At 64.4% G+C, this 25794-nt stretch carries 24 protein-coding genes and 2 tRNA genes; 16 read left to right on the forward strand and 10 right to left on the reverse strand.

The features are described from left to right. Window positions 1-48: 48 nt before the first annotated feature. On the reverse strand, window positions 49-735 hold the full coding sequence (locus tag AC0MRV_RS11860) for a lysophospholipid acyltransferase family protein (protein WP_472764686.1): 687 nt from the start codon (window positions 733-735) through the stop codon (window positions 49-51). A gap of 79 nt (window positions 736-814) precedes the next feature. On the opposite strand from AC0MRV_RS11860, the gene AC0MRV_RS11865 reads away from it, so the two are divergent. Next, window positions 815-1372, forward strand: a complete 558-nt coding sequence (locus AC0MRV_RS11865; RefSeq protein ID WP_472764687.1) for a hypothetical protein — start codon at window positions 815-817, stop codon at window positions 1370-1372. A gap of 6 nt (window positions 1373-1378) precedes the next feature. On the opposite strand, the gene AC0MRV_RS11870 is transcribed toward AC0MRV_RS11865, so the two are convergent. From AC0MRV_RS11870 to AC0MRV_RS11885, 4 genes are all read right to left on the reverse strand, one after another. Beyond that, window positions 1379-2227, reverse strand: a complete 849-nt coding sequence (locus AC0MRV_RS11870) for an amidohydrolase family protein (RefSeq protein WP_472764688.1) — start codon at window positions 2225-2227, stop codon at window positions 1379-1381. Between the two features lie 659 nt (window positions 2228-2886). Beyond that, a tRNA-Asp gene (locus tag AC0MRV_RS11875) sits at window positions 2887-2963 on the reverse strand. Between the two features lie 83 nt (window positions 2964-3046). After that, window positions 3047-3904 carry a TolB-like translocation protein gene (locus AC0MRV_RS11880; protein WP_472764689.1) on the reverse strand — a complete coding sequence of 286 codons (858 nt, stop codon included), beginning with the start codon at window positions 3902-3904 and terminating at the stop codon, window positions 3047-3049. Between the two features lie 21 nt (window positions 3905-3925). Next, entirely contained in the window at window positions 3926-4681 is a 756-nt protein-coding gene (locus tag AC0MRV_RS11885; protein WP_472764690.1) for an SDR family oxidoreductase, read from the reverse strand. A 143-nt stretch (window positions 4682-4824) separates the two neighbouring features. Between AC0MRV_RS11885 and AC0MRV_RS11890 the strand changes: the two genes are divergently transcribed. Together AC0MRV_RS11890 and AC0MRV_RS11895 are read left to right on the forward strand one after the other, a co-directional pair. Continuing rightward, window positions 4825-4901: transfer RNA gene (locus AC0MRV_RS11890), tRNA-Arg, on the forward strand. A 146-nt stretch (window positions 4902-5047) separates the two neighbouring features. Then, entirely contained in the window at window positions 5048-6637 is a 1590-nt protein-coding gene (locus tag AC0MRV_RS11895) for an ATP-binding response regulator (protein WP_472764691.1), read from the forward strand. Window positions 6638-6668: 31 nt separating this feature from the next. Here AC0MRV_RS11895 and AC0MRV_RS11900 read toward each other — a convergent pair whose 3' ends face one another. Next, the gene (locus AC0MRV_RS11900; RefSeq protein ID WP_472764692.1) at window positions 6669-7160 is read right to left on the reverse strand and encodes a hypothetical protein; all 492 of its coding nucleotides are present in this window, start codon (window positions 7158-7160) and stop codon (window positions 6669-6671) included. Window positions 7161-7269: 109 nt separating this feature from the next. Here AC0MRV_RS11900 and argH point away from each other — a divergent pair, with 109 nt between their 5' ends. Genes argH through AC0MRV_RS11915 form a run of 3 tightly spaced genes read left to right on the forward strand, consistent with a single transcriptional unit; the run spans window position 7270 to window position 10559 of the window. Beyond that, on the forward strand, window positions 7270-8670 hold the full coding sequence (gene argH, locus AC0MRV_RS11905) for an argininosuccinate lyase (RefSeq protein WP_472764693.1): 1401 nt from the start codon (window positions 7270-7272) through the stop codon (window positions 8668-8670). 16 nt (window positions 8671-8686) lie between these two features. Then, entirely contained in the window at window positions 8687-10093 is a 1407-nt protein-coding gene (locus AC0MRV_RS11910) for a hypothetical protein (protein ID WP_472764694.1), read from the forward strand. A gap of 13 nt (window positions 10094-10106) precedes the next feature. Continuing rightward, window positions 10107-10559 (forward strand): hypothetical protein, encoded by a 453-nt coding sequence (locus tag AC0MRV_RS11915; RefSeq protein WP_472764695.1) that lies wholly within the window; start codon window positions 10107-10109, stop codon window positions 10557-10559. Window positions 10560-10589: 30 nt separating this feature from the next. On the opposite strand, the gene AC0MRV_RS11920 is transcribed toward AC0MRV_RS11915, so the two are convergent. Beyond that, the gene (locus AC0MRV_RS11920; protein WP_472764696.1) at window positions 10590-11171 is read right to left on the reverse strand and encodes a TetR/AcrR family transcriptional regulator; all 582 of its coding nucleotides are present in this window, start codon (window positions 11169-11171) and stop codon (window positions 10590-10592) included. 166 nt (window positions 11172-11337) lie between these two features. On the opposite strand from AC0MRV_RS11920, the gene AC0MRV_RS11925 reads away from it, so the two are divergent. The 7 genes from AC0MRV_RS11925 to AC0MRV_RS11955 all read left to right on the forward strand — a co-directional run bounded on the left by AC0MRV_RS11925 (window position 11338) and on the right by AC0MRV_RS11955 (window position 19431). After that, complete coding sequence (locus tag AC0MRV_RS11925) at window positions 11338-11754, forward strand: 4-oxalocrotonate tautomerase (protein ID WP_472764697.1); 417 nt, start codon at window positions 11338-11340, stop codon at window positions 11752-11754. A gap of 143 nt (window positions 11755-11897) precedes the next feature. Then, window positions 11898-13718 carry a DNA mismatch repair endonuclease MutL gene (mutL, locus tag AC0MRV_RS11930; protein ID WP_472764698.1) on the forward strand — a complete coding sequence of 607 codons (1821 nt, stop codon included), beginning with the start codon at window positions 11898-11900 and terminating at the stop codon, window positions 13716-13718. 138 nt (window positions 13719-13856) lie between these two features. Then, on the forward strand, window positions 13857-16418 hold the full coding sequence (locus tag AC0MRV_RS11935) for a glycogen/starch/alpha-glucan phosphorylase (RefSeq protein ID WP_472764699.1): 2562 nt from the start codon (window positions 13857-13859) through the stop codon (window positions 16416-16418). 53 nt (window positions 16419-16471) lie between these two features. Beyond that, complete coding sequence (locus AC0MRV_RS11940; RefSeq protein WP_472764700.1) at window positions 16472-17701, forward strand: intermembrane phospholipid transport YdbH family protein; 1230 nt, start codon at window positions 16472-16474, stop codon at window positions 17699-17701. A 55-nt stretch (window positions 17702-17756) separates the two neighbouring features. Continuing rightward, window positions 17757-17939, forward strand: a complete 183-nt coding sequence (locus AC0MRV_RS11945) for a hypothetical protein (protein ID WP_472764701.1) — start codon at window positions 17757-17759, stop codon at window positions 17937-17939. Between the two features lie 15 nt (window positions 17940-17954). Next, window positions 17955-18356, forward strand: a complete 402-nt coding sequence (locus AC0MRV_RS11950; RefSeq protein WP_472764702.1) for a YdbL family probable chaperone protein — start codon at window positions 17955-17957, stop codon at window positions 18354-18356. Between the two features lie 82 nt (window positions 18357-18438). Beyond that, window positions 18439-19431, forward strand: coding sequence for an aldo/keto reductase (locus AC0MRV_RS11955; protein ID WP_472764703.1), 993 nt, complete (start codon window positions 18439-18441; stop codon window positions 19429-19431). Window positions 19432-19779: 348 nt separating this feature from the next. On the opposite strand, the gene AC0MRV_RS11960 is transcribed toward AC0MRV_RS11955, so the two are convergent. The 3 genes from AC0MRV_RS11960 to rpiB form a co-directional block, all read right to left on the reverse strand. Beyond that, the gene (locus AC0MRV_RS11960) at window positions 19780-20460 is read right to left on the reverse strand and encodes a metal-dependent hydrolase (protein WP_472764704.1); all 681 of its coding nucleotides are present in this window, start codon (window positions 20458-20460) and stop codon (window positions 19780-19782) included. 15 nt (window positions 20461-20475) lie between these two features. Beyond that, complete coding sequence (locus AC0MRV_RS11965; protein WP_472764705.1) at window positions 20476-21111, reverse strand: alpha/beta hydrolase; 636 nt, start codon at window positions 21109-21111, stop codon at window positions 20476-20478. A 75-nt stretch (window positions 21112-21186) separates the two neighbouring features. Beyond that, the gene (gene rpiB, locus AC0MRV_RS11970) at window positions 21187-21627 is read right to left on the reverse strand and encodes a ribose 5-phosphate isomerase B (RefSeq protein ID WP_472764706.1); all 441 of its coding nucleotides are present in this window, start codon (window positions 21625-21627) and stop codon (window positions 21187-21189) included. Window positions 21628-21880: 253 nt separating this feature from the next. On the opposite strand from rpiB, the gene AC0MRV_RS11975 reads away from it, so the two are divergent. Genes AC0MRV_RS11975 through AC0MRV_RS11985 form a run of 3 tightly spaced genes read left to right on the forward strand, consistent with a single transcriptional unit; the run spans window position 21881 to window position 25782 of the window. Continuing rightward, window positions 21881-24166 carry a hypothetical protein gene (locus tag AC0MRV_RS11975; RefSeq protein WP_472764707.1) on the forward strand — a complete coding sequence of 762 codons (2286 nt, stop codon included), beginning with the start codon at window positions 21881-21883 and terminating at the stop codon, window positions 24164-24166. Between the two features lie 52 nt (window positions 24167-24218). Further along, window positions 24219-24827: a DUF1684 domain-containing protein gene (locus AC0MRV_RS11980; protein WP_472764708.1), complete on the forward strand. Its 609-nt coding sequence runs from the start codon at window positions 24219-24221 to the stop codon at window positions 24825-24827. Between the two features lies 1 nt (window position 24828). Continuing rightward, window positions 24829-25782 carry a hypothetical protein gene (locus AC0MRV_RS11985; RefSeq protein ID WP_472764709.1) on the forward strand — a complete coding sequence of 318 codons (954 nt, stop codon included), beginning with the start codon at window positions 24829-24831 and terminating at the stop codon, window positions 25780-25782. Window positions 25783-25794 lie beyond the last annotated feature (12 nt).

The raw sequence follows: 25794 nt of genomic DNA on the forward strand, positions 1-25794 counted from the left end.
CGTATTCTGCACCAGAGACGCTCCGGTTTGCCGGGGCGTCTTTTTGTTTTAGTGGCGCGAGCCGTTGAGGGCGTGCATGCGCGCCGTGAGTTGTTCGATGGCGGCGCTGCGGTCCTTGGGCAGGGTGGTTGGGTCCTGCTCTTCGCAGCGCAGGGTCATTCGGCTGAAGGGCGCGGGGATGATGAAGCGGTCCCAACTGCGCAACTGTTTCAACGGGCCGTCAAAGTCCATGCCCACCAGAATCATCGGCGCTTGCGCGCGGCGGGCAATGATGAGGCCGCCGGGCTTAAATTCGTAGCAGGGGCCACGCGGACCGTCCGGCGTGATGCCAATGTCGTGTCCGGTTCGCGAGGCTTCGATCATGGCGCTGGCCGCCTCGCGCGCGCCCCAGCTGGAGGAACCGCGAATCGCCTTGATGCCGACCATTTCAAAGAAGCCCACCAGCCATGCGCCGTCCTTGCTGGCGCTGACGAGGCCGTGAAAGGGTTGGCCGCCCCGATACCGCCGGACGCACTCGGCGCCCATGAAGAGTCGATTGTGCCAGACCACCAGGGCGATGGGCCGGTCGCGGCGACCGAGGGCTCGGCGCGAGGCGTCATCGATCTCGATCCGGATGGTGCGAGCCCACAGCCGGAGCAGGTTGCCCAACAGCCACAGGGCGAGGCGATTCCAGCCGCGTATTGATTGCGCGGTGTCATCGGAAGTGTCGGGAGGAACGTCGGCGGCGGGCGGCACGGTGCGGACAATGGGAAGCGGGTGCGGTCGAGGGAAGTGCGAAGACAAAGTCCTCGCGGGGACCGGCTCGGGGTGGGGATTGACGCCTTCCGACGCGGCGGTCACCTCCAATGGCATGTTGTTGCCCTCCTGCCCGTATCTACCGACGCCTCGGCCCGAGATGGACTATCGGGTGTATTCGCCGCTGGGCGCCTCGCGCGGCGCGGCGTTTTACGGCACGGCGCTGGAATACGGTCACTACCTGTGGCAGCAGCGATTGCCCGCGCGCGCGATCCTTTGCCTCGATCGGGCGATGGGCGCGGATGTGTCGGCGGACGATGCGGTGATCGGCTCGTGGCCGATGCCCTATGCCGCGATGGCGTGGATCCTCCGGGAGGTGCCACCGGATATATTTTGCGGGAATCCGCGGGTGCATTTTCAGCACTACGCTGACCGCATGAATGAACCGCGTCGCGAGCTGCGCACCTGGCGCGCCTGGGCCTGTTGGGCGCTCACCCGGCGGGTGCGGCCGGAGTTGCCCGGCGACCCGCGGCATGAGGTGCGCGAGCCGTCGGAGAAGGAGATCGCGGCGTCCCTCACCCAACACGGATTGCCGGGCGAGACGCAGTTGTGGCAAAGCGTTTTGCGCGCCGGTTGAGCCTCCTCAGCCGAGGCGGTAGAAGTCCGTCGCGTTGCGGTAGAAAATTTTGTCGCGCCCGTCTTCGTCCAAGGCGGCGGTCAGCTCCCGGGCGGTGGCCAGCCATTGGGCGTGGGAAGAGGCAAGTTTCACGACCGGCCAGTCGCTGCCGAAGATCACGCGATCGGGGCCAAAGGTTGCGAGGTAGTGCTGCACGTAGGGCCGCAGGTCCTCGATGGTCCAGTGATCGAAGTCTGACTCGGTGACGATACCGGAAAGTTTGGCCCAGATATTGGGCTGCGCGGCGAGCGAGGTGAGGTCGCGTTTCCAGTCCTCGATGAGGCCGTCGCGGATGCCGGGTTTACCGAGGTGGTCGAGGATAAATTGGGTGTTCGGGCAGGCGAGGGTGAGCGCCGTGAGATCGGCGAGCTGGGGGTGATAGCAGCAAAGGTCGACCGACAGCCCGCGTTCGCCGGCGGCGCGACAACCGGCGATGTAGGCCCGGGACTTCGCGTAGCCGAGGGCCTCGTCCTGGGTGTTGTGGCGCACCCCGCGCACGAGCGGACGTTCGGCCAATTCGTCGAGGATGCGCACGGTGTTTTCGCCGGCGTCGAGGGGGGCGGTGGCGACGATGCCCGCGATGCGGGGATCATCGAGCGCGAGCCGTTCGATCCACTCAACTTCAGCCCGCCAACTGGCCATCTCACCCACACATTGCAGAAACACGATCTTGGTCGGGGGCGTCTCGCGCGTCTCGGTTTGGTAAGTCGCCGGGATATGCGGCGCGCTGATTTTCGGCAAGGGATCGAGCCAAGGATAAGGCAGGAGATCGCGGTCCCAGAAGTGAACGTGGGTGTCGATGTAGCGGAACGGCATGAGCAGAGAGTCGAGGCTGGCCGGTCTCCCAGACGCTTGCCTGATTTGCAAGATACTTGAACTTGGGTGGACCCGTTGGGGTCTGTTTACCGTTATCTCAACGGAGCTGAACGGACTGGATTGAACTTGGGGCGCAGTCGGCTGGGCCGCGGCTCGAGGCTTGGGATAGGTGCTGCGGGGGCGCAAAAAAACCTCCGACGAAGCGGAGGTATAAAATGGCGGGATGGACGGGACTCGTCTGCGAGCCGCAAGGCGAGTGGTTTGACACCCGCTGGGCCGGCGCATCCGGCTGGGCCGCGGCTCGAGGCTTGGGATAGGTGTTGCGGGGGCGCAAAAAAACCTCCGACGAAGCGGAGGTATAAAATGGCGGGATGGACGGGACTCGTCTGCGAGCCGCAAGGCGAGTGGTTTGACACCCGCGGGGCCGGCGCATCCGGCTGGGCCGCGGCTCGAGGCTTGGGATAGGTGCTGCGGGGGCGCAAAAAAACCTCCGACGAAGCGGAGGTATAAAATGGCGGGATGGACGAGACTCGTCTGCGCCCGGGAGGGCGTGGTTTGACACCCGCGGGGTCGGCGTAGCCGACCGGGCCGCGGCTCGAGTCCGGGGTGTGAGGAACGCGCGCACGAAAAAACCTCCGAGTGACCGGAGGTTTAAAAAATGGCGGGATGGACGGGACTCGAACCCGCGGCCTTCTGCGTGACAGGCAGACGCTCTAACCAACTGAGCTACCACCCCGTGAGGGGAAAGGAGGCGAGACCGTAGAATCCACTTGAGGCAAGTCAAGCGCTCTTCCGGAACTTTTTTTCATGATCCGTCGATCAATCCACTTTGGTCATCGTGATATCTTGGAGCCTACCCGTATGCGTGTCGTAGATCCATTGAAACGATCCCTGCCGGGCCGCGTTTCCGCGCACGAACAGCACTCGGGAATCGTCGGACCAAGTGGCACTCCACGACCGACCGGAACTCGGGTCGCTATCCATCAGGCGGGCGATGCGAACGATGTGCCCGGCGTCGAGATTCCAGAGGAACAGATCTCGCATGGCGTCGCCTCTCAGTGATCGATAGGTTGGTTCCGTAGGGTGCGCGGTGAACGCAAGGTGGTTTCGGTCCGGACTCAGTCCCAGAACCTGGCCCGCGCAAAGCTGTTTCGAGGTGTTGTGCCGAAAGTCGATTTCGACCAAATGACCAGGGAAGCCTCCGCCCGTCAGGATGAGACGACCGGACCGACTGGGCACAGGGGTGGGAATCCCCGAGACTCGCGATGATCCCGGTGCCGTGACAGGGCGCCATTCGGCCAATGCATTTTCCCTCCAACCGAAAAAATACGCTGCGGGCCCGGGGGCAGACCGACGCAAGAGCGCGATTTCCAAACCGCTGGTCGGGTCGTGATGGTAGAAGTTGGTGTGGGCACCGGGCAGCAACGAGATGACGTGAGACGGGGTTCTGTTCTCCCAAGGTGCAGCCTGTCCCTCATGGTTCTGCATTTCTTCGCGATAAGGGGACAAATCCTCCGGCAGATCGGAGGTCAGCAGGGGCAGCACCCCTTGGTTGGCGAGCGGAACCGGCAGGTCGGCCAACCACGAGCGCTCCACACGAAGATGCCGATAGACCACGGCGCCGACGATACCTGCGGCCAGCAGAGTCAAAATCGTGGTGCGAACGACGTTGTTCATGATCGTGGGCGAAACTTCGCGCTACACCACCGCGGTCATGCCGCCGTCGACGGTGAGGATTTGGCCATTCACGTAGTCGGACGCGGGGGACGCGAGAAAGACCGCTGGTCCGACCAAGTCGTCGGGTTGCCCCCAGCGTCGGGCCGGGGTGCGGCCGGTGACCCAGGCGTTAAATTTCGGGTCGCCGACCAAGGGGGCGTTGAGCGGGGTGTCGATGTAGCCGGGCGCGAGTCCGTTGATTTGCAGACCGTGGGGCGCCCATTCGGCGGCCATCGCTTTGGTGAGCATGGCGAGGCCGCCCTTGGACGCGGCGTAGTTGCCGGTGGTGGGGCGGGCGAGCTGGCTCATGATGGAGCAAACGTTGATGATCTTGCCGCTCCCCCGCGTGATCATGGCGGGAGCAAAGGCGCGGGCGACGCGGAAGGCGGCCGTGAGATTGGTGTCCAACACCGCCTGCCAATCCTCCACCGACAGGTCGGTGAGCGGACCGCGCCGATGAATGCCGGCGTTGTTGATCAGGATGTGCACGTCGCCGAGTGCGGTCGCCGCCGCTTCGACTGCGGCGGAGTCCGTCACGTCGAAGGCGGCCACAGTCACGTCGAGGCCCTGGGGGATGAGCTGGTCCCGAGCGGCCTTGAGTTTGTTCTCGTCGCGTCCGTTCAGCACAACCTGAGCGCCGGCGATGGCCAGACCGCGTGCGAGGGCCAGGCCGATGCCTTGGGACGAGCCGGTGATCAGCGCGCGACGGCCAGTCAAATCGAAGGTGGGGTGGGGCATGTCCACATCTGGTCGGAACCATTGATCAGCCACGAGTTTAAAGCGGACCATGGCTCGGCGGCAGGTTGCGTTGCAGCGAATTGCGGGTAATTCCCCTTGTCGTTGAAGTTGGGGAGTTCTAACGGTTTGCATCACCGTTTGATGCGCCCGTAGCTCAGGTGGATAGAGCACTTGCCTTCTAAGCTAGTGGTCGGGGGTTCGAATCCCTCCGGGCGCGCCAGCCTCTGTATTTCTTATGATTACCTTCCGTGCCTTTTGGGATGATCCCGCACCATGTTCCCGGCGCTTTGCCGAGCGCGGGGTGTGTCGGCTGTTGGCGGGCTTGAGCGGAACGGGGTGGCAAGGTGCAGGGGAGGGCGCGGGGAAATGAAGAGTGACGCGCCTTTTCCGGGTCCGACCATTGCACCGGGGGTGGAGTTGCCGCCGGAGTTGGCGGCCTTGACTGAGGAGGTGTGGCATTTGAGCGCCGCCGGCCTGTGTCTCGTCGATGAAGAGGGCCGAGTGCTGGGGGGCAACCGCGCCTTTGCCCAGGCCTTGGGCTACGATACGTCGGAGCTCCCGGGCTTGAGCCTGAGCCAACTGCATCCGCCGGATGCCGTGATCGAGATGAAGGCCCTGCATCGGGCTTTGGTGGAAAATGCTCCGGCGACGGTCTGGTTGGGGCGCGACATGCGTTTTCAACATCGCCGCGGTCGGCCGGTTTCCGGCTATGTCCGCAACGCGCGGTTCAAGGCGGGCGACGGGCGGGTGCTGCGGTTGATCACCTTGGTGGACCTGGGGGATATGGTGCGGTCCGACCAACAGTTGGAGTCGCTGCATCGGGCGGAGAACTTCAACGCGCTGGCTTCGGCGATCAGCAACGATCTCAACAACCTGCTTTCCATCATTCTTGGTTACACGGCACTGCTGCAGGAAGGCGTGGTCGATGGCCGTCGGGTGCGGGTGGTGAGCGATGGCGTCGAAGGCGCGGTGCAACGCGCCTCCACTTTGGTGCGTCAGTCGCTTTACTTGGCCCGGCGACCGGACCCGGTGCTGCGCCCGGTGTCCTTCAACGAGTTTATCGAGCAGCGCATGGAGCACCTGCGGGGCCACATCGGCGAGCGGGCGATCGAGTTGGATCTTTCACTGCATCGGTCGCTGCAAAATGTGCCCGTGGATCAAACCCAGTTGAGTGACGCGTTTGACGAACTTCTCCAGCGGGTGCACGCGATCGATCCGGAGGGCCTGCGGCCGGTGCGGATCCGCTCGCTCAGTCTGACCGGCGAGGAGGTTGCGCGCGATTATTCACACGCGACGGATGAACGTTACGCCGTCATCGAAATCAGCCACCCGGGCCGCCCGCGCACGGCGAGTCGGCAACCCTTCACCGGGTCCGACTTGGGCGATGCGCGCCCCGTCCACGATCTGGGTATCACGATGGTGGAGCGCATCGTCGGTGCGCATCGCGGTTTCCTGGCGCAGCGCACCTTGTCCAACGGTGGTCTTTCGTTCACGGTAACCCTGCCCATCGGGTCGATTGAAGCGGAAGCGTTTGCTGGCCCGCAGGTGCGCCAACCTGCCGGGGCCGCTCCCGCAGTTCAGGGCCGCCGGGTGATGGTCATCGACGATGAAGCCGGCTTGCTCGATACGATCGTGGAAACGCTCAAACGCAGTGGTTACCACGCCGTCGGTTTCAAGGACGGCGGTTCGGCGTTGCAGGCGTTTCGGGATGCTTGTGGTGGATTTGATCTGGTGATCTGCGATCTGGTTTTGCCGAAGATGAATGGCTGGGAGGTCTTCACCGGCATGCGTGAGATCCGGGCCGATGCCGCGGTGGTGATCATGAGCGGTCACCTGGAGCCGAAGCTAAAGGACGCCGTGCAGCGCTCCGGCGCGACGGGCTTCCTGCAAAAGCCCTTTTCCATGGGCGCTTTCATGCGCTTTGTGCGGCAACACGTGCCCACGGAGTCCGCTTAAAGATCCCCGCAGCGGGCAGCGGGCCGGGGACTCAACCGCTCAGCGTTTCGTCCCCGGTGAACCGATACGTGGTGTTGAAGATGAGTTCGATGTTCTTGGAGACCCACACCCGCACCTTGATTTTACCCGAACGGGCATCGGCCGGATCGGCCTGGCCCTCGACCCGACGGGGCTCACCTTCCTTGTTGAAGGCCTCGCCTTTAAAATAGACCCGTTCCCCGGCGGCCAGTTGGCGGAGCTCCTCGTCGCTGAGGGTGATCGAGAGCGTGCCGGCCTCGTTGTAGAAGAAAAACGGGAAGACTTTGGCCGAGTAGGTGGAGGAATAGATTGCGCCTTCGCGTTCGAAGGGCGGCATGCGCAGGGTCACCGCGCCGATGTAGATCGAAGTGCGAGCGGTATCCACGGTCGCTTCCCGGTAATAGTCCGGCAGGGGCTCGGTCGGCTCCGTCGGAACAACGACGTCCTCTCCGCGAACAGAGAGGCCGATCAACAGACCGAGCACGCACACACAACGACGCCACATGATTTGCAGCGTGCGAGCTGGTGCGGCAGCCGCAATCGAATCTTCTCATTTGTGGGGTCACATCTTTCGCGTTGCGCGCCCCCGGCGCCGCGCGTGTGCTCGCGCGACCATGGCCCGTAAAAATCAAGCGACCTGGGGTGGGCGTTTCTCCGCCGGCCCCGCCGAACTCATGCTCTCGTTCAGCGAGTCCGTCTCGTTTGACGCGCGTCTGGCGCCGTTTGACATCGCGGGCAGCAAAGCGCACTCGGCCATGCTCGCGCATGTCGGCCTTATCACCGCCAAGGAGCGCAACGCCATTCACCGGGGACTCGACGAAATCGGCGCTGAGATCGCCGCCGGCAAGTTCAAGTGGCAGGCCGCCCTTGAGGACGTGCACATGAACATCGAACAGGCCCTCACCAAGCGCGTGCCGGCCGCCGCCAAGCTGCACACCGCGCGCAGCCGCAACGATCAGGTCGCGACCGACATGCGTCTCTTCTTCAAGTGGGCCTGCGGCGAGATCGACGCCCGGTTGGCCGAAGCGCAGCACGCGTTGCTCGCGCTGGCCGAACGTGACGGCGAGGTGATGATTCCCGGTTACACCCATCTCCAACGCGCCCAGCCCGTGCAGGTCGCCCATCACCTCGCGGCCTATTTGGAAATGTTTGAGCGCGACCGCGCGCGTTTTGCCGGGGTGGCCAAACATGCCAACTGGTGCCCGCTCGGTTCCGGCGCGCTCGCCGGCACGACGCTGCCGATCGACCGCGAGTTCACCGCCAAGGCGCTCGGCTTCGTCGACGAAAAAGGCCGTCCGCGCGTGACCCAGAACTCGATGGATACGGTCGCCGATCGCGACGTGTTCGTGGAATTCGCCACCGCCTGCGCGCTGGTCGGCACCCACTTTTCGCGGCTCGCCGAGGATCTCATCCTGTGGTCGAGCAGCGAGTTCGGTTATATCAGTTTACCGGATACGTTCTGCACCGGCTCGTCGCTCATGCCGCAGAAGAAGAATCCCGATTCCTGCGAACTCCTGCGGGGCAAGGCGGCGCGCCTGCACGGCAACCTCACGACCCTGCTCACCATGGTCAAAGGGCTGCCGCTCACCTACAATCGCGACCTGCAGGAGGACAAGCCGCCGGTCTTCGACAGCTTTGACCAGACCATGACCTGCCTCGCGGTCGTCGCCGGCACGGTGGCCGGGGCCAAGATCCGGCGCGACAAGTGCGCGGCGGCGGTGGCCGATCCGGCGCTGCTCGCCACCGATCTGGCCGACTACCTGGTCGAGCACGGCGTGCCTTTCCGCGAGGCGCATCACGTCGTCGGCGCGGTGGTCAAACTGGCCGAAACCACCGGCTTGCCGCTCAACGAACTGCCGACGGCCGAGGTGCAGAAAATTCACCCGGCGCTCGGTGACGACTGGGCTTCGGTCTTTGATCTCAAGCGCGCGGCCGACCGTCGTCGCGGCACTGGCATGCCGGGACCGAAACAGGTGAAGAAGCAGCTCGCGCGCTGGCGCAAGCGTCTTGGCTGATGAACCCGGCCGCGCGATGATCCCGCGGCTCCTGCCCACCGAAAAGAGCGATCCGGAGCTGGTGCCGTTCCGGCCCGGGCTGCTTTTCGGCGCGTTCAACGCGATGACCTGGCAGATCGGCATCGGCACGCCGATGGTGCTGTTCTGCGAAGCGCTCGGGGCGTCGTCCCTGCAGGTGGGGCTGGCCTACTCGTTTGTGTTCGTGCTGACCCCGTTGCAGATCGTGGCGACGACGCTGTTACCACGTTTTGGATACAAGCGGGTGATGCTGGGCGGCTGGGCCTCCCGCAGCCTTTTTCTCGTCGTGCCGGTGTGGCTCGCAATCGTGGCGCCGCGCTGGGGGGTGCAGCCGTGGATGGCCCCGGCGCTGGTGGGGAGTGTGTTTTGGTTCTGCTTTTTTCGCACCATCGGCGCGGCGTCGATCATGCCGTGGCTGTATGCGATTCTGCCCCCGAAGGCCCGGGGACGTTATTTTGGCAGCGATCAGTTCATCTCCGGCGTGGCGGGGGTGGCGACGCTCATCGCCAGCGTTTCGCTGTTTGCCCGTCTGCCGATTTTCACCGCGCTGTTGATCCAATACGGCATCGCCTTGGTGGGGTCCTACCTGAGCTTCATGTCACTGCGGCGGCTGCCGGAGGCGCCGAAACCGGATCCGATCGGCCTGGGGCAACTGTGGCGGGACACGCCGCGGCACATGTTTCGGCCTTCGGTCTTTCGCCGCTACCTGTGGTTGGCGGTCAGCTACGGGGTGGTGACGACGCCGATTCCTCCGTTTCTGGCTTACTTTCTGAAAGTGGGGCCGCAATTGGGCGCGGGGCAGATCATGTCGTTTGAGGTGCTGCGGTATTGCGGGGTGATCGTGGCGGCGGGACTCATTCGCCGGCGCATCGATGACAAAGGGGCGCGGCCGTTTTTCCTGCTGTCGATGATGCTCTACCTCGTGGTGGGAGCGGCCTGGACCGCGTATCTGCTCGGTGGCTGGCAGGCCATCGGCGGAATTTACACCGCCTACTTCGTGCTGGGGCTGGCCGCGGCGTGCTGGACGATTGCCGGGCTGAAATACCTGGCGCAGGTCGTGGAGGAGCGGGAACGCACCGTGATGGTGAGCGTCCATGGCGCGGTGACGGCGTGCCTGGGCGGACTGTCCCCGATTCTTTGGGGACTGGTGTTGAAGGGGCAGGGGCCGGCGGGGGAAGCGACGCTCAACCCGCAGGTCTTGATGGCGTTTTTTATCCTCCTGATGGTTGGCGTGATGGTGTTGTCGTCGCTGTTGGTCCGCTTGCCGGAGGATGAAAAGGAAGCGCCGGCCTCGCTGGTGATCGGGCACGCCGTGCTGCGACCGTTTCGCGCTGCGACCTATCTGGTGGGTCTGCTCAGCTTGGATCCGCCGAAACGGGAGGAACCTGCGGCCGAAAACCGCTGACCAAGGGCCTGCCATGAAACGTGCTTCGGTTCACCCCCACCGCAGAGCCGGTCTCGGTCTGGTGCTCGGGGCGTGCCTGTGGCTCGGCGGTTGCATCGCCCCGAAGAGCACCCGCTTCGTCGACGTGGCATCGCCGGCCTACGGCACCAAGGTTTCGGTGATCTCCGCCGACGAAGAAATCGTGCGCCTGCGCTTGTCGGCCCCGAACGAGCCGGTGTTCCTCGCCATGGTGGAACCGAAGGTCATCGACGACGGGCTCTACCTGTTCCCCAGCTACATCCCGCAGCCCACCATGAGCGAGCGCGTGGACGTGCCGGTGGTGGAGCTCGAACTCCCGGCGGAGTGGCGCGACCGGATCTTTTGGGTCGAGGGCGAAGACCTGCCGCGCTGGTATCAGGTTTTCCGCGAACGCATCCGCACGATCGAACGGCGGCACCTTGAGTTGCCCGAACCAACTCAATCCTGAGGCATTCCGCGGTTCGCGTGTGACAGGTCTTCAGCCGCGGAAGCAGCTCGCCACGGCTTGGTCGGCGATACGTTGCAGGTCGGCTTTGGCGGTGCCGTCGCGCGCGAGTTGGGACAGACCGCGCATCATCCCCACGAGGTATTTGGCCAGGATGGCGGGGTCGTTGGACAGGTGGCGCGCCGGGTGTTTCTGCAAATAGGCGCGCAGGGTTTTTTCCAGACTCTGCCGATAGCGGCGGGCGATGATACCACCTTCAGACTGAGGGGATGCGTCGACGCCCCCGCCTTCCATCATGGCGCAACCGCGCGGAGTGTTTTTGCTCGTGTAAAGCGCCACGGCCGCGTGCAGCAGACGACGCAGGGTGGGTTCGGGATCAGTGTCGTTGGCGCCGAGCAGCTCGTCGACAAAGGTCGTGTGGGTGGCGACGTAGTGCTCGAGCGTTTTTTCGAAGAGCGCAGCCTTGCTGCCAAACGCGTTGTAGAGGCTCGACGGCCCCATCTCGACAGCTTGTCCGAGATCGTTGATCGAGGCCCGGTCGTAGCCCTTTTCCCAGAACACCCGCAGGGCGCGGGCGATCGCGTCAGTTTCGGCAATCTTACGTGGTCTTCCCATCGGTGATTTATTTTGAAGGGAAGACTCCAAAAAACTTGCGCAAAGGCAAGTCGTTAGTTTTGTAGCGAACGCTTCAAATAAATCAGGCTTTCGCCGGGGGCGGTTCAAACGGGCCGACCCGCCTTCACCCAAACCGATAAACCAGAAAATAGAACAGGAGTCAGTTATGCCGCTCACCCTCACCCTCACGGACGGAGTCATTCCGGCCGAAAGTATCCCGACCGCCATTCAGCGCCTTACCCAGGCGTTTTTGGATCGGCACGGGTTGACCGAAAACCGGGTTATGAAACCCAACGTCACCGCCAACGTGCAGGTCGTGGCCCAGGGCCACAGTTTTTCCGGCGGCGAAGCGTTTCGCGGCGCTTGGATCGAATGGAAAGTGCCGTCCTTCGCCATGGCTTCACGCGAGGTGCAAAAAGGATTCGGCCAGGATGCGGTGGACATCATCCATGAGCTTTCCGGCGGTCGACAACCCAAGGACAACATCTACTTCAACGTCGTGCACACGGTCGACGGCGCCTGGAACCTCAACGGCGAGGCGATGAGCAATCAGGCGTTGCAGCACGCGCTCGCCCAGGGCTGATCCCGCCCCCCATCCGAGAGCGAGGGGGACGCCCCTGCTTTCGTGATGGGTGTTCGTCGCTCCCCCAAAGTGGGGTCGGGAACCGGATGGGGATAAGCGTTGCGTGAGCGAGAACCGGGCGGTGGGCTTGAGTGAACCTTCGCATGCCCGATATCCGCATCCTGCCTGACCGAGTTGCCAATCAGATCGCCGCCGGCGAGGTGATTGAGCGTCCGGCGGCGGTGGTGAAGGAGCTGGTGGAGAACGCGCTCGATGCCGGCGCGACGCGCATCGAGGTCGAGTTTCGGCACGGGGGGCGTTCGCTCATGCGGGTGGAGGACAACGGCCACGGCATGAACCGGGACAACGCGCTGCTCTCGCTCGAGCGCCACGCCACCAGTAAGATCAACGAGGCGGCCGATCTCGACGTGCTCGGCAGCTTTGGCTTTCGCGGCGAGGCGGTGCCGTCGATCGCGTCGGTTTCGAAGTTTACCCTGCAGACCCGGGCGGAAGGCGAGGAGCTCGGCACCGAGGTGCTCGTCAACGGCGGCAAGATCGTGCACGTGCGTGACTGCGGCCGGCCGGTGGGCACCCGCATTGAGGTGGCCCATCTGTTCAACTCGGTGCCGGCGCGCCGCAAGTTCCTCAAGCGCGACCAGACTGAGGCCGCGCACATTGTCGCCGGGGTGCGGCTCTACGCGCTGGCGAGCCCGGGGGTGGCGTTCACGCTCATCGAGGACGGGCGGGTGATTTTTCGTTCCCCGGAATGCCCGGCCTTGGTCGATCGCGTGGCCGAGATTTTTGGCCGGCAACTCGCCGAGCAACTCGTGCCGATCGAAGCGAAGGAGAGCACCATGAGCCTGGAGGGTTTGATCGGGAAACCCGGGGTGGGGCGCTCCACGCGGCATGAAATGATCATCTTCGTCAATGGCCGACCGGTCGACAACCGCACGCTCAATTACGCGCTGATCGAAAGTTACCACGAGTCGTTGCCCAAGGGCCGCTACCCGCCGGCCTTCGTGTTCTTTCGGCTGCCGCCCAACGAGGTCGACGTGAACGTGCATCCGGCGAAACGCGAGGTGCGCTTTCGCAGTGAGCCGGCCGTGCGCAGCTTTGTGATTCGCGCGGTGTTGGACCGGCTGCGCGCGTTGCGCGGCGAATCGGGCCACAGCGCGCCGGCATCCGGCCGCGATGCCGATCTCGAACCGCTTCCGCCGGCGGAGCTGCGCCCGATCAATCCACCGCCGGCCGCGCCGTCGAATCCGGCGCCAGGCATCGCGGCGCGCGCCCCCACGCCGCCGCCGTCGCAGACGGGCGCTCCATCGCTCGGGCCGCTGCGCCAGTCGCCCGCCAGCGGTCCGCCCGTTGAGGGCGTGCGTTCCACTCCGACCGAAGAACGCAATGGTGGCGCCCGCGGTTGGCGTTTTCTGGGCCTCGCGCATGGCGTGTATGGTTTGTTCGAAACCTCCGCGGGGGTGGTGTTGCTGCATCGCCGCGCGGCGCACGAGCGCGTGTGGTTTGAGCGCTTGCAGGCCGAGTTCCGGCAGGGCGAGACGGCGAGTCAGCGGTTGTTGCTGCCGGTGCCGGTGGAACTCGATCCCATCGCGGCGGCGCTGCTGCTTGATCGGCTGGCTTTTCTGGAGGGCCACGGCTTCGAGGTGGCCGAGTTTGGGCGCAATTTTTTCCGGATTGAGGCCGTGCCGACCTGGATGGAGCCGTCCGACGCCGAGTCCTTCCTGCGTGACTTGCTGGGCGCGTTGCGCGACGGTCGTTTTCCGGAGGACAACCCGGATCTCGCGCACGACGAACTCGCCCGTTTGGCCGCGGCCAAGGCGGTCCGCCTGCCCGAGCAGACCGGGGAGGAACATTGGCGATCGCTGGTGAGTCAGCTTTTTGCCTGCCGCACGCCGCTCACGAGTCCGTCCGGACGTCCCACCTTCATCGAAATGTCGCACGGCGAACTGGCCCGACGTTTCCAGAAGTGACGGACCGGTAACATTCTGCGGACTTCTCGGAAATGTCCGCCGCATTGGGGAATCGGTCTTAAAATAGGGAGTGACCGTTGGCGGTGCGCTTGGCACCTTTTCCGCTCTAATCGAGGTTCACACTTCACCCATTTTCCCATGCCACCACGCAAGTCCGTTAAGAAGACGACCAAGACCGCCGCCAAGGCCGCCACGCCGGTCAAGGCCAAGACTCGTCCGGCCGCCTCCGCCGAGCCCACCGCGCTCGAGACGCAGGCGCCTTTTGAGGTTTCCATGAAGGAGGCCATCCTGCGGCACCTCAACTACACCCAGGCCCGCGACGTCGGCACGGCCACGCCGCGCGATTGGCAGCTCGCCACCTCGCTGGCGGTGCGCGACCGGGTGCTCAATCGCCTCATCAAAACCCAGTCGGTGCACAACGACCAGAACGCGCGCCGCCTCTATTACCTTTCGCTCGAATACCTCATGGGCCGCCTGCTCATCAGCACCCTGCACAACGCCGGGGTGTATGAGGAAACCCGCGCCGCGCTCGGCGAACTCGGCGTCGAATGGGAACAGGTGCGCCGCGCCGAGGACGACATGGGTTTGGGCAATGGGGGTCTCGGCCGCCTCGCCGCCTGTTTCCTCGATTCGCTCGCGACGCTCGACCTGCCCGCCATCGGCTACGGCATCAATTACGAGTTCGGTCTCTTCCGCCAGGCTTTCGACGCCAACGGCAACCAGATCGAGCACCCCGACAGCTGGATGATCTACGGCACGCCGTGGGAGTTCATGCACCCGGAGTATCAGCAGGAGGTGAAGATCTACGGCCACGTCGAAAACGTCTTCGACGACCAGGGTGACTACCGCCCGACCTGGCAGGGCGGACACACGCTCATCGGCGTGCCGCACGACATTCCGGTGCCCGGCTACGGCACGGAGACGGTGAACATCCTGCGCCTCTGGACCTCTCGCGCCACCAAGCCGCTCGATCTCAACGCCTTCAACGACGGCGGTTATGTCGAGGCCGTGCGGGCCAAGGCCACCAGCGAGACCATCTCCAAGGTGCTTTATCCGAACGACAAGACCGAGAACGGCAAGGAGCTGCGTCTCGTGCAGCAATACTTCTTCGTCGCCTGCTCGTTGAAGGATCTCATCCGCCGCCACATGCGCGTCGAGGGCAACAGCTGGGACAACTTCGCCGCCAAGGTCGCGATCCAGCTCAACGACACCCATCCGGCCATCGCCGTGGCCGAACTGCTGCGCATCCTCGTCGACGAGGAAGACCTGGAGTGGGACGCCGCCTGGAAAATCGTCACCGCCACCTTTGCCTACACCAACCACACCCTCCTGCCCGAGGCGCTGGAGAAGTGGGGCGTGGCGCTCTTTGAGCGGGTATTGCCGCGGCACCTGCAACTCATCTACGAGGTCAATCGTCGCCACCTTGAGGAGGTCGCCGCCAAGTGGCCGGGCGACACGGATAAGCTGCGCATCTGCTCGCTGATCGAAGAGAACGGCGGCAAACAGATCCGCATGGCGCACCTCTCGGTCGTCGGTTCGCACGCGGTCAACGGCGTCGCGGCGCTGCACACCGAGCTGCTGAAGAAGGACCTCTTCCCCGAGTTCAACGAACTCTTCCCGGGCAAGTTCCGCAACAAGACCAACGGCATCACGCCGCGCCGCTGGCTCAACGACTGCAACCCGCGCCTCTCCGCCCTCATCACCAAGACGCTCGGCCACGAAAAGTGGGTGCGCGACCTCGACTTGTTGCAGGACCTCGGCAAGCACGCCGACAAAGCCGCCTTCCAGAAGGAGTTCATGGCGATCAAGCGCCAGAACAAGCAGGACCTCGCCGACCTCATCCAGGAGCTCTGCGATGTCGAGGTCTCGCCCGACGCGCTCTTCGACGTGCAGATCAAGCGCCTGCACGAATACAAGCGCCAGCACCTCAACCTGCTGCATATCGTCGCGCTCTATCGCCGCCTCTTGCATAACCCGGACCTCGATGTCACGCCGCGTGTCTTCGTCTTCGCCGCCAAGGCCGCGCCGGGATATGACCTCGCGAAGAACATCATCCGGGCGATCAACGTCATTGGTGACCGGATCAACAACGACGCCCGGATTCAGAACAAACTGAAGGTCGTTTTCCTGCCCAATTACCGCGTGTCGCTCGCCGAACGCATCATCCCGGCCGCCGATCTCTCCGAGCAGATTTCGACCGCCGGCAAAGAAGCCTCCGGCACCGGCAACATGAAGCTCGCCCTCAACGGCGCGCTCACCATCGGCACGCTGGATGGCGCCAACGTCGAAATCAAAGAGGAAGTCGGTGACGACAACATCTTCATCTTCGGCATGACCGTCGACGAGGTGGAGGCGCGCCGGGCCGCGGGTTACCACCCCTACGACTTCTACCATGCCGACGATGAACTGCGCGCGGTGCTGGAATGGATCGATTCGGATTATTTCACGCCCGGTGAACGCCACGCCTTTGGGCCGCTCTACCACAGCCTGCTCAATGGCGGTGATCCGTTCATGGTGCTGGCCGACTTCCGTTCCTACAGCGACGCGCAGGCCGAGGTCGACCTGGCCTACCGCGACCCCAAGCGTTGGGCGAAGATGGCGATCCTGAACACCGCCCGCGTGGGCAAGTTCTCCAGCGATCGCACCATTCGCGAATACGCCGAGGACATCTGGAAACTGCCGCCGCTGCCGCTCGCGTAAGCAATACGTTTTCCCCTCGCAACCGACAGGCGCGCTCGCGGTCAATAGTCCGCATGTCGCGCCTGTTTTGTTGTCTGCTCCTGAGCTGCCTCCTGGCGGGCGGCGCGACGGCGCAGGTCAACGCCGCGCTTCGAATCAACGGCGCATGGCGCGGTGAGGTGCGGGTGGATCCACGCCTGCCCGTCCTGCCGTGGCGACTCAAGGTGACGGCGGTGATGGGCGGCGCCGCCGACCTCACCGGCGTGGCAGAAACGCCGGCCGGTGAGCTCAAGGTGCGCGTGCGACAATCTTCGGACGGGGCGGTCGAGTGGGACGTCGAAAGGCAAACGTTCACGGCCGGGGCACTGAGCGATTGGTTGCAGCCATTGCTGGCGTTGCCCGCCGGTCTGACGCCGACCGGAGAAGTGATGCTGAGCGGATCCGGTCAGTGGGACGCTGAAACCGGCGCGGCGGGAACCTTCACTCTCTCGTGGCCGATGGACGCGCTGCCATGGACCGAACACGATCTCCACCTCACGCAACCCGCGGCGAAGATCTCGGTGGAGGTGGTGAGCTCCGCCATCGCCGCGGTGGAACTCGAATGTGATTGGGCCGCGTTACGGGTGACCACGCTGGAGCTGGGGCCGGGTCGGCTGCAGGCGAGTTGGGACGGGCAGGGGCCTTGGCGCATTGAGACCGCCACGATCGCGGCGTGGCGCGGGCGGGTGAGTTTGGCGCCCTTTGCCTTCGACCCAGCCGCGCCCGCCCTGGATACGACCATTGCATTGGAGAACGTGGCGCTGACCGATCTGGCGGCGTTTTTCCCAGCGGCGGTGCGGGCGGCGGACGGTCGCTTGAGCGGTGACTTTGGCCTGCGTTGGGATCCGACCGACGGACTGCGTCCGGGCCGAGGTGCGTTGCAGATTCTGGCCTCGGAAGTCGCTCGCGTGCGCTTGGCGGCGTCGCCGGGTCTGCTGTCGGGACGTGTGCCGGCGAAGATCGCGGTGCTGCCGGATTGGCTGGGCCCGCTGGCCAAATGGACGGCGGTGGAAAACCCGGCGCACGATGAGCTGGAGCACATCGAATTGGGCGATCGCTTCATTCGGGTTGATCGCCTCGAAGTCACCCTGCACCCGGATGGTCTGAATGGCGCGGTCTCGGCGCGGGTGCGTTTGATCGGGCGACCGGAGGCCTCGGAGCTCGTGGAGAAGATCGATTTCACCGTCAACGTGACGGGCCCGCTGCAGGAGTTGATTGAGCTCGGTTTGGACAAACGATCGCGCGTGACAACGGGTAAAAACTAAGTGCCGCGGAACCACGTCGTTGCGCGAGGGGTCGGAGCCCGCTACCGCTCTTATCATGCACCGCCTGCTTCCCTCCGCGCTCTTTTGCAGCCTCGTTTTGACCGGCTGCGTTCACGTCAAGATGGACCCGATCCAAGTGCATGCCGTGGTCGATGTGAACGTGAAGGTGGACCGCGCGCTCGACGATTTCTTCGGCGACCTCGACCGCCAGTCCTCGACCATCAATCCGGCGGGTTAAGTGAAAGCCTCTCCCATGAATCCACGCCTTTTCCGTCCTTTCGTTTGGTTCATCGCTTTGCTCTGCCTCGCCGCCGGGGCGTGGGCGCAGGACATGGGCGCCTTGCGCGCCCGGATGCAGGAGCGCTTGCCGCAGCTCGACGCGCTCAAGGCGCAGGGGGTCATTGGTGAAACCAACGACGGCTACGTGGCCACGCGAGTCGCCAACAACAAGGCGGCTGAGACTCTGGTCGCCGCGGAGAACGTCGACCGGAAAGCGGTCTACGAGGCGATCGCACGGCGGACCGAATCTGATCATGAAACCGTCGGTAAGATCCGTGCCCGTCAGATTGCTGAAAACAGCGCAGTTGGAGTTTGGATTCAGAGTTCGACTGGTAAGTGGGAAATGAAGAAACCGATAGAACCCGAGGCCAAGTAGTGCCGGACGCTCAACGGTTCACGATCGGTCCGATCATTGCCGATTGGACAAGGGCGATGCCGGGCGACAGCTTGCTTGTCCTATGTCCAATCCCTACGTCGCCGCCCCTGACCGCTACTCCAAGGTGCCCTATGAACGCTGTGGTCGCAGCGGGCTGAAACTGCCCCGGCTGTCGCTGGGCCTCTGGCACAATTTTGGTGGCGTCGACGTGTTCGAAAACGGCCGCGCCATGTGCCGGGCCGCCTTCGACATGGGCATCACGCACTTCGACTTGGCCAACAACTATGGACCGCCTCCCGGCTCGGCGGAGGAGAACTTTGGCAAGATCCTCGACCTCGATCTGGGTCAATACCGCGACGAACTGATCATCTCGACCAAGGCCGGCTACCACATGTGGGAAGGGCCCTACGGCGAGTGGGGTTCCCGCAAATACCTGTTGTCTTCGCTCGACCAAAGTTTGGCGCGCATGGGGCTCGAATACGTCGACATTTTTTACTCCCACCGGCCTGATCCCGATACGCCCTTGGAGGAAACCATGGGCGCGCTGGCGGCCGCCGTGCATGGGGGCAAGGCCCTCTACGCCGGCATCTCCAATTACCCGGCGGACATGACCCGCGAAGCCCATGCCATTCTCGACGACCTCGGCGTGCCGCTGCTCATCCACCAGCCGAAATACAACCTGCTCGAACGTTGGGTGGAGCCGGAGCTTTTGCCCGCCCTCACCGAGCTCGGCATCGGCTGCATCCCGTTTTCACCGCTCGCCCAAGGCCAGCTCACCTCGCGCTACCTCGACAAGATCCCGGCCGATTCCCGCGCCGCGCGCGACTCCGGTTTCCTGCAACTGTCCGAGGTGGAGCAGAACCAAAAGCGCATCGTCGCGCTGGCCAAGATCGCGGAAGCCCGCGGCCAGACGCTCGCGCAAATGGCGCTCACCTGGGTGCTGCGTCAGCCGGCCGTGACGACCGTGCTCATCGGCGCCAGCAGTGTGAAGCAAATCGAAGAAAACGTCGCCTGCGCGTCCGCCGCGGGTTTCAGCGACGAAGAGCTCAAGGCCATCGACGCCGCCTGCGCGTAAAGCGCGGGTTTGCTTTCACAGGAGGCAACGGAGGACAACTGAGGCCGTCAGCCTGGGTTGTTTCACAGAAGGTAACGAAGAGAACGAAGGTTACGCGGCAGGCCGTCTGGTTTGCTCCGTTACTTTCGTTTTTCTCCTTCGTTGCCTCCGTGTAAGACAGCGGTGGAGTGGTGGTTCTACAGGAGGCAACGGAGGACAACTGAGGCCGTCAGCCTGCGTTTTTTCACAGAAGGTAACGAAGAGAACGAAGGTCTGGCGGTCGACTGTCTGGCTCCGCTCCGTTACCTTCGTTTTTCTCCTTCGTTTCCTCCGTGTAGATCTGCGTCGGAGTGGCGCAGCTAGCCCGCGCTACAGTTCCACCGTCTGACCGGGCTTGAGGGCGCGGGCGGGGTGGCCGCGTTCGGTCGCGGCGCGGGCCCAAGCGTCGCCGTCCTGGGCGATGGGCGGCCAGGTGTCGTAGTGCATGGGCAGCGCGAGTTTGGGGTTCAGGAAGTCGAGGGCATCGAGGGCATCCGTCGGGCCCATGGTGAAGTTGTCCCCGATGGGCACGATGGCGAGGTCGAGACCGTGTCGACCGATGAGCTTCATGTCACTGAAGAGCGCGGTGTCGCCCGCATGGTAGAGGCGTTGGCCGTCGGCCTCGATCACGATCCCGCAAGGCACACCGCCATAGAGCGTGGGGGATTCGGCGTCGAAGCTGGACGTGTGGAAGGCGACGGTGAGCGCGACGCGTCCAAAGGGAAACTTGAAGCCGCCACCCGGGTTCATGCCGTGCGTGGTCAGGCCCTTGGCGGCGTAGTATTCGGCGATCTCAAAGTTGGCGATGATGGTCGCGTTGTTGGCGGCGGCGATGGCTTCAGCATCGCAGCTATGATCGCTGTGGGCGTGCGACAGCAGGATGAAGTCACACTTCACCTCGTCGGCGGTGACAGGCGCGGCGGGGTTGCCGGTCAGGAAGGGATCGATGAGCAGGCGGTGGTGCGCGGTCTCCACGAGGAACGTGGAATGACCGTAGTAGGTGACTTTCATGATGGGGCGGGGCGACTAATTGGAACTCAAGAACTCGGTCGCGGCTTCGAGATCGGCCGGAATCAGATTGTGGCTCGCGGCGCTGACGTGGCGATGCACTTGTGCGCCGCCGGCTTCGAGGATCGCAGCGAGGCGGTCCGGATGATCGGCGGGGATGAGCGGATCAAATGAGCCGTTGGCGAGCAGCACGCGTTTGCCGGCGAGGGAGTTGGTGGCCGCGGGTTCATCGATCACGACCATGGGACGCAACAGGATGCCGCCGGCGAGGGTGTCGGCGTGGAGTTGCAGGAGCGTCGCGCCGATGTTGGCACCGTTGGAGAAACCGAGGGCGATGAGCCGAGTGCGGTCGATGCCGAGTTCGTCGCAGGCGGAGCTGAGGAAGGTCGCGAGTTCGCCGGTGCGGGTGCGCACGTCGTCGAGATCGAACACGCCCTCGGCGAACCGACGGAAAAAGCGATTGGCGCCGCGTTCGGAAACGTTGCCCCGCGGACTCAGCAGGGTGGAGCCAGGCGAGAGGCGCTGGGCGAGGGAAACGAGATCCTGTTCATTGCCGCCGGTGCCGTGCAGCAACAGCAGCGGAGGCGCCCCGGGATCGGATCCCGGGAGGTGGAGGTAGTGGTGTCCGGCGAGCCGGGCGGTCGTCGTTTTCATGCAACAGCTTAATAAGCGTTGCCGGTTGCGCAAGGGGGCCAGCGCGGTGACGCCGCCGGGGCAGGCCAGCGCACCTCAAGCGTCTATCTTTTCGATGCGCTTGGTGTGGCGGCCGCCTTCAAATTCGGTGGCGAGCCAGACCTTCACGATGTGCAGCGCCTCTTCGATCGTGACGGTGCGTTCACCGAGGGAGAGCACGTTGCCGTCATTGTGGGAGCGATTCCAAATGGCGACCTGCTCGTTCCAGCAGAGGCCGCAGCGCACACCTTTGACGCGGTTGGCGACGATGGCTTCGCCGTTGCCGGAGCCGCCCAGCACGATGCCTCGTTGGTATTCCCCGCGGGCGACGGCTTCGGCGACGGGGCGGATCCAGTCGGGATAATCGCAGGAGTCGGCGGAGTAGGTGCCCATGTCCTTCACCGTGTGGCCCTCGGCGAGGAGCATTTCGATGATCTTGCCCTTGTAGGCAAAACCGGCGTGGTCGGATCCAATGGCGATGGTGAAGGTTTGGGACATGGCGGAGGAGAGGAGAAACCACGAAAATCGCTAAAGACACGAAAAAACATGCTGCGGGGGGAGGGCTGGACCCAGGAGTTGGGCGCGGTCTGGACAAGTAGGGTGGTTTGGGATCGCGCGATGGACGCGATGGGTCAGCATGGCGCGATGTCGGCATAATTGGTTCCGGAAGCGGGGCCTATGGCGGCAGTTTTCTTCCTTCCTCAACATGTTGGCCGTCCCCCTGCGGCGCTTCGTATCCCACCCCGTTGCCATGAAATACTTCCGCTCGAACCTCCGTGCAGCGAGCCTTGTCGCTTGTTTGCTCGTATCGCTCCCTGCCCGCGCCGCGACGGGTGACGACATTCTGGCCCGGGAGGATCTCACGGCCTACCACGGCTGGATCAAATACCTGCAGTTTGAAGCGGGCGTGGCGGCGGAACGCTTCGGCGCCGATAGCCCGAAGATCGCGGAACGTCAGGCGCGGCTGGAGGAGTGGACCCAACGCATCCTGGCCAACCCGCGGGTGCTCAGTGAGCTGCGGGGAGTGCAGGAGTGGGCCTATCTTTCGCCGGCAGATGGCTCGGGGCAGCCTTTTCAGATCAACATCCCGACCGACTACGACCCGGCGCAGCCGGCTCCGGTGTCGATCTACCTGCACGGTTTTGCGGGCAACCACCTGGAGCATGCGTCCGGCTGGCCTGAGCAGACCGAGTGGTTCAACCTGTCCGTGTTGGGCCGGGCGCGCGGCGGGCGCTACCTCGGCCTTTCGGAAGCCGATGTGCGCGGCGTGCTCGACTATGTCGAAGCCCACTGGGCAATCGATCCGGATCGCGTTCACCTCAATGGCGGCAGCATGGGCGGCGGCGGCACGTTCTGGCTGGGGGCACGGTATCCGCATCGCTTTGCCACGGGCCGGCCGACCTGCGGCTACGCGCTGGATCGTCCGCTCGGCAACCTGCTGACGCTGCCGCTGTATGCGACCCACAGCCAGGACGATCCGGTCGTGCCGGTGCTGGCCTCGCGCGGCCCGCTGGCCTGGTTGCGCGAGCGCGGCGGTCTGGTGGTGGCGGATGAGACCAACGGTCTCGGACACGCGGCCTGGGATTATGCCGCGGGCAATGCTCGCAGCGACGCGTGGTTCCGCGGCAAGCTGCGGCCGGATTCCCGCACGGTGCGACACATCGACTACACCGCGATCGACGGCATCGCCATGCGGGGCTGGTGGGGTGAGGTCGTCGAATGGGGACCGTCGGCGCGCCCGGCGCGCTTCGTCTTGCGAGCAGGAACGGCCAACGACGTGCACGCAGAACTCTTCAACGTAAGCCGGCTGGCTTTGCGCATCGACGAGTCGCCGATCGATCCGACGAAACCGCTGACGCTGTCGGTCAACGGAGGCATTCCCTTCGAGGTGCGGGCTCCAGTGCCGGCGCGGCTGGTGCTGGCCGAGGGCGAAGCTGGGTGGCAGGTGCAGACCTCCGCCCCCGTGTTGCCCTACCGGTTGCACACCCCGGGCGGCATCAACCAACTCTTCAGCGGCGAGCCTCTGCTCATCGTGTATGGAACCGGTGGAGACGAAGCCACCAATGCCGCGATGAAGGCGGCGGCCGAGGTGGCGCGCGGCAACGCCTCTGGCGCGTGGACAAGCCCCAGCGGTGGCGAGGGTGTTGATGGCATCTCCCATACCCAATTGCTTTATGGTCTGCTGCGCACCAAGGCCGACACGGAGATCACGGCGGCGGACCTCGTGGGCAATCACCTCATTTTGATCGGGACGGCGGCGCAAAACGCGGTGGTCGAGGCGCTGGCGGATCGCTTCCCGGTCACCGTTGGCAGCGACGCGATCACCTTCAGCGATGGGCTGAAGGTGCCGGCCGCCGGCGCGGTCACGGGCCTGCTGCACTACCATCCGGATGCGACGGATCGCCTGGTCTTCTGGGTCGCGGCGGCGACGGCCGACGGGTATGCGACCGACTCGCCCCTGACCGCCATCATGGCCGGGCAGGGGGGCTTTCCCCGCAACATCGGTTCCGGGGTGGATTGCCTGGTGCTGAACCAGGCGCAGACCCAGGTCGTCGTGGCGCGCAGCTTCGACAGCCGCTGGCAGTGGTCGTCGGAGCGGGCGACCTCGCCGCTGTTGCCGGTCGGCGGGCTGAGTGGCACCGAGCTGGCCGATGCCAAGGCCGACGCGCTGCGCCGGGCGGTCGGGGCGGATTTCGGCGTCGCGAGCCGCAGCCAGGACGAAGTGGCCCAGCCCTATGCGCCCGGCCTTACCCGGGTGAGCGATCTGGCGGCGATCGATTATGCCGAGCCGATTGGCGTGATCACCGTCACCGGTGAGCGGATACGCGAGATGCAAGCCCGCCTGCGGGGTGCGCCGGTGTCGCTGCGCCCAGTGGAAGCCTGGCGCGATGTCGAGGACGGCCGGACCTACCGGATTGCGGTCGGCAGCGAGGAGCTGTGGGCCGTCATGGGCGCCACGATGGCCGAGGTGCTCGATTTTCAGTGCACCGACCTGACCACCAGTGATGCGTTGGAACGCTTCCTGGTCACGAACTGAGCCGGTTGCACCACCCGTTGACCCGAGCGCGCCGACCGTCTGATTTGATCGCATGAACCGCCGCCGTCTCCTCCGCCTGACCGTCTTCTTTGCGCTTCTTGTCGTGGGCTTGCAGGCCCAGGAAGCTTGGACGGCGGAGGGGGTCCTGGCAGCGCGGGCGGAGAAGGATGCATGGATGCGGGATGATCCGCAGTCGCCGTTCAACAACGAGAAGCATGTGGTGGCGTTTACGCCGCTGCTGTATTTCGCGCCCGACGCGTCTTGGGTCTTCCAAAGCAGGTTGCACCTCTATGCCGAACCGGAGCCAATCGTGATCTTCGACACCAAGGGCCGGGAGCGGAAGGGCGAGTTGTTCGGTTTTCTGATCTTCGAGCGTGAGGGGCGGAGTCACAAGGTGCGGGTCTATCGCATGCCCTTCGGCGAAGCGTTTTACTACGGCATCTGGTTTACCGATCGCACCACCGGCGATACGACCTACGAAGTCGGGCGTTACCTCGACTTCGAGCTCTCCGCGGACCCGGGGCACGTTTACACGGTGGACTTCAACGCCGCCTACAACCCCTACTGCGCCTACACGCCGGTCTACGGCTGCGCGATCCCGCGCGAAGAAGACTTCCTCGATCTGGCGATCGAAGCGGGCGAGAAGCGCTGGCACGACTGAAATGAATCGAAACGTCCACAATTTCCTCCGCCTCGTATGTTTGTGCGCGGCGATGGGAAGTATCGTCTGGGCGGGAGACTGGCGGCCGTTGCCATTGGGCACACTGCGGGCACAGGCAGACGTCGTGGTGGTGGGGACTTGTGAAATGGAGGAGGATCGCGGCGTCGTTCGCGTCGCCCGATGGTTGAAAGGAACCGGTGAGGACACCTTGGTGGTCGAGTCCTCCGATGCCGGCAGTTCGGCCAATCTCACACCGCTTTCCGGCGTCGGGGTATTTTTCCTGAACCAACGTCCATCCGGACGCTTTGTGATGTTTCATCCCGATTGTATCCAGACCATGGATGCCGAGAGAGCGCTGCGGGAGGTGGAGATGATGGAGCGCGATCTGACACCGTGGCTGGCCGTCCGGCCGGCGGATCCGGAGGTGATCGGCATCATCATGCGGGCGTTCTCCAGCCTGCGCATCGAGTGTGATGCTTCACCTGCATTGGCCAGTTGGCTGCAACGTCGCCCGCGATTCCTGGAGGCCGTAACTCCGTGGTCGGCGCGTCGCGCGTCATCGCTGACCTTTGTGCGGGTGCGACCGCACGACTACCAGTGTCTCGAAGCTTTGAACCTGGGGCCGATCGAGGGCCAAATTCGCGACGCGGTTTCAGGTTACACCCGGTCATATGGCCACACCCTGGCGGACCGCTTCACGATCTCCATTGACTTCGTGACGGTGGAACGGGCGGCGGAAATCGAGCGGGAGGAGGCAATCGACTACCTGCGTCAATGCGTTGCACGGGGCGACAGCGAGTGCTTGGAGCTGGCGCTTGAAGCGGCTTCGATCGTCGGAGATCGGGAATTCGCGGATTGGCTGGAGGAGGTCGACTCACGCCGTGCGGCCGGTGCCGAGGATCACCGGTTCTGGATCGAACGGTTCCGTTTCTGGACGGAGCGGGAATCGCCGTAGCGGCGGACCGCG

Source organism: Actomonas spartinae (assembly GCF_051209155.1).
Taxonomy (GTDB): Bacteria; Verrucomicrobiota; Verrucomicrobiia; order Opitutales; family Opitutaceae; genus Actomonas.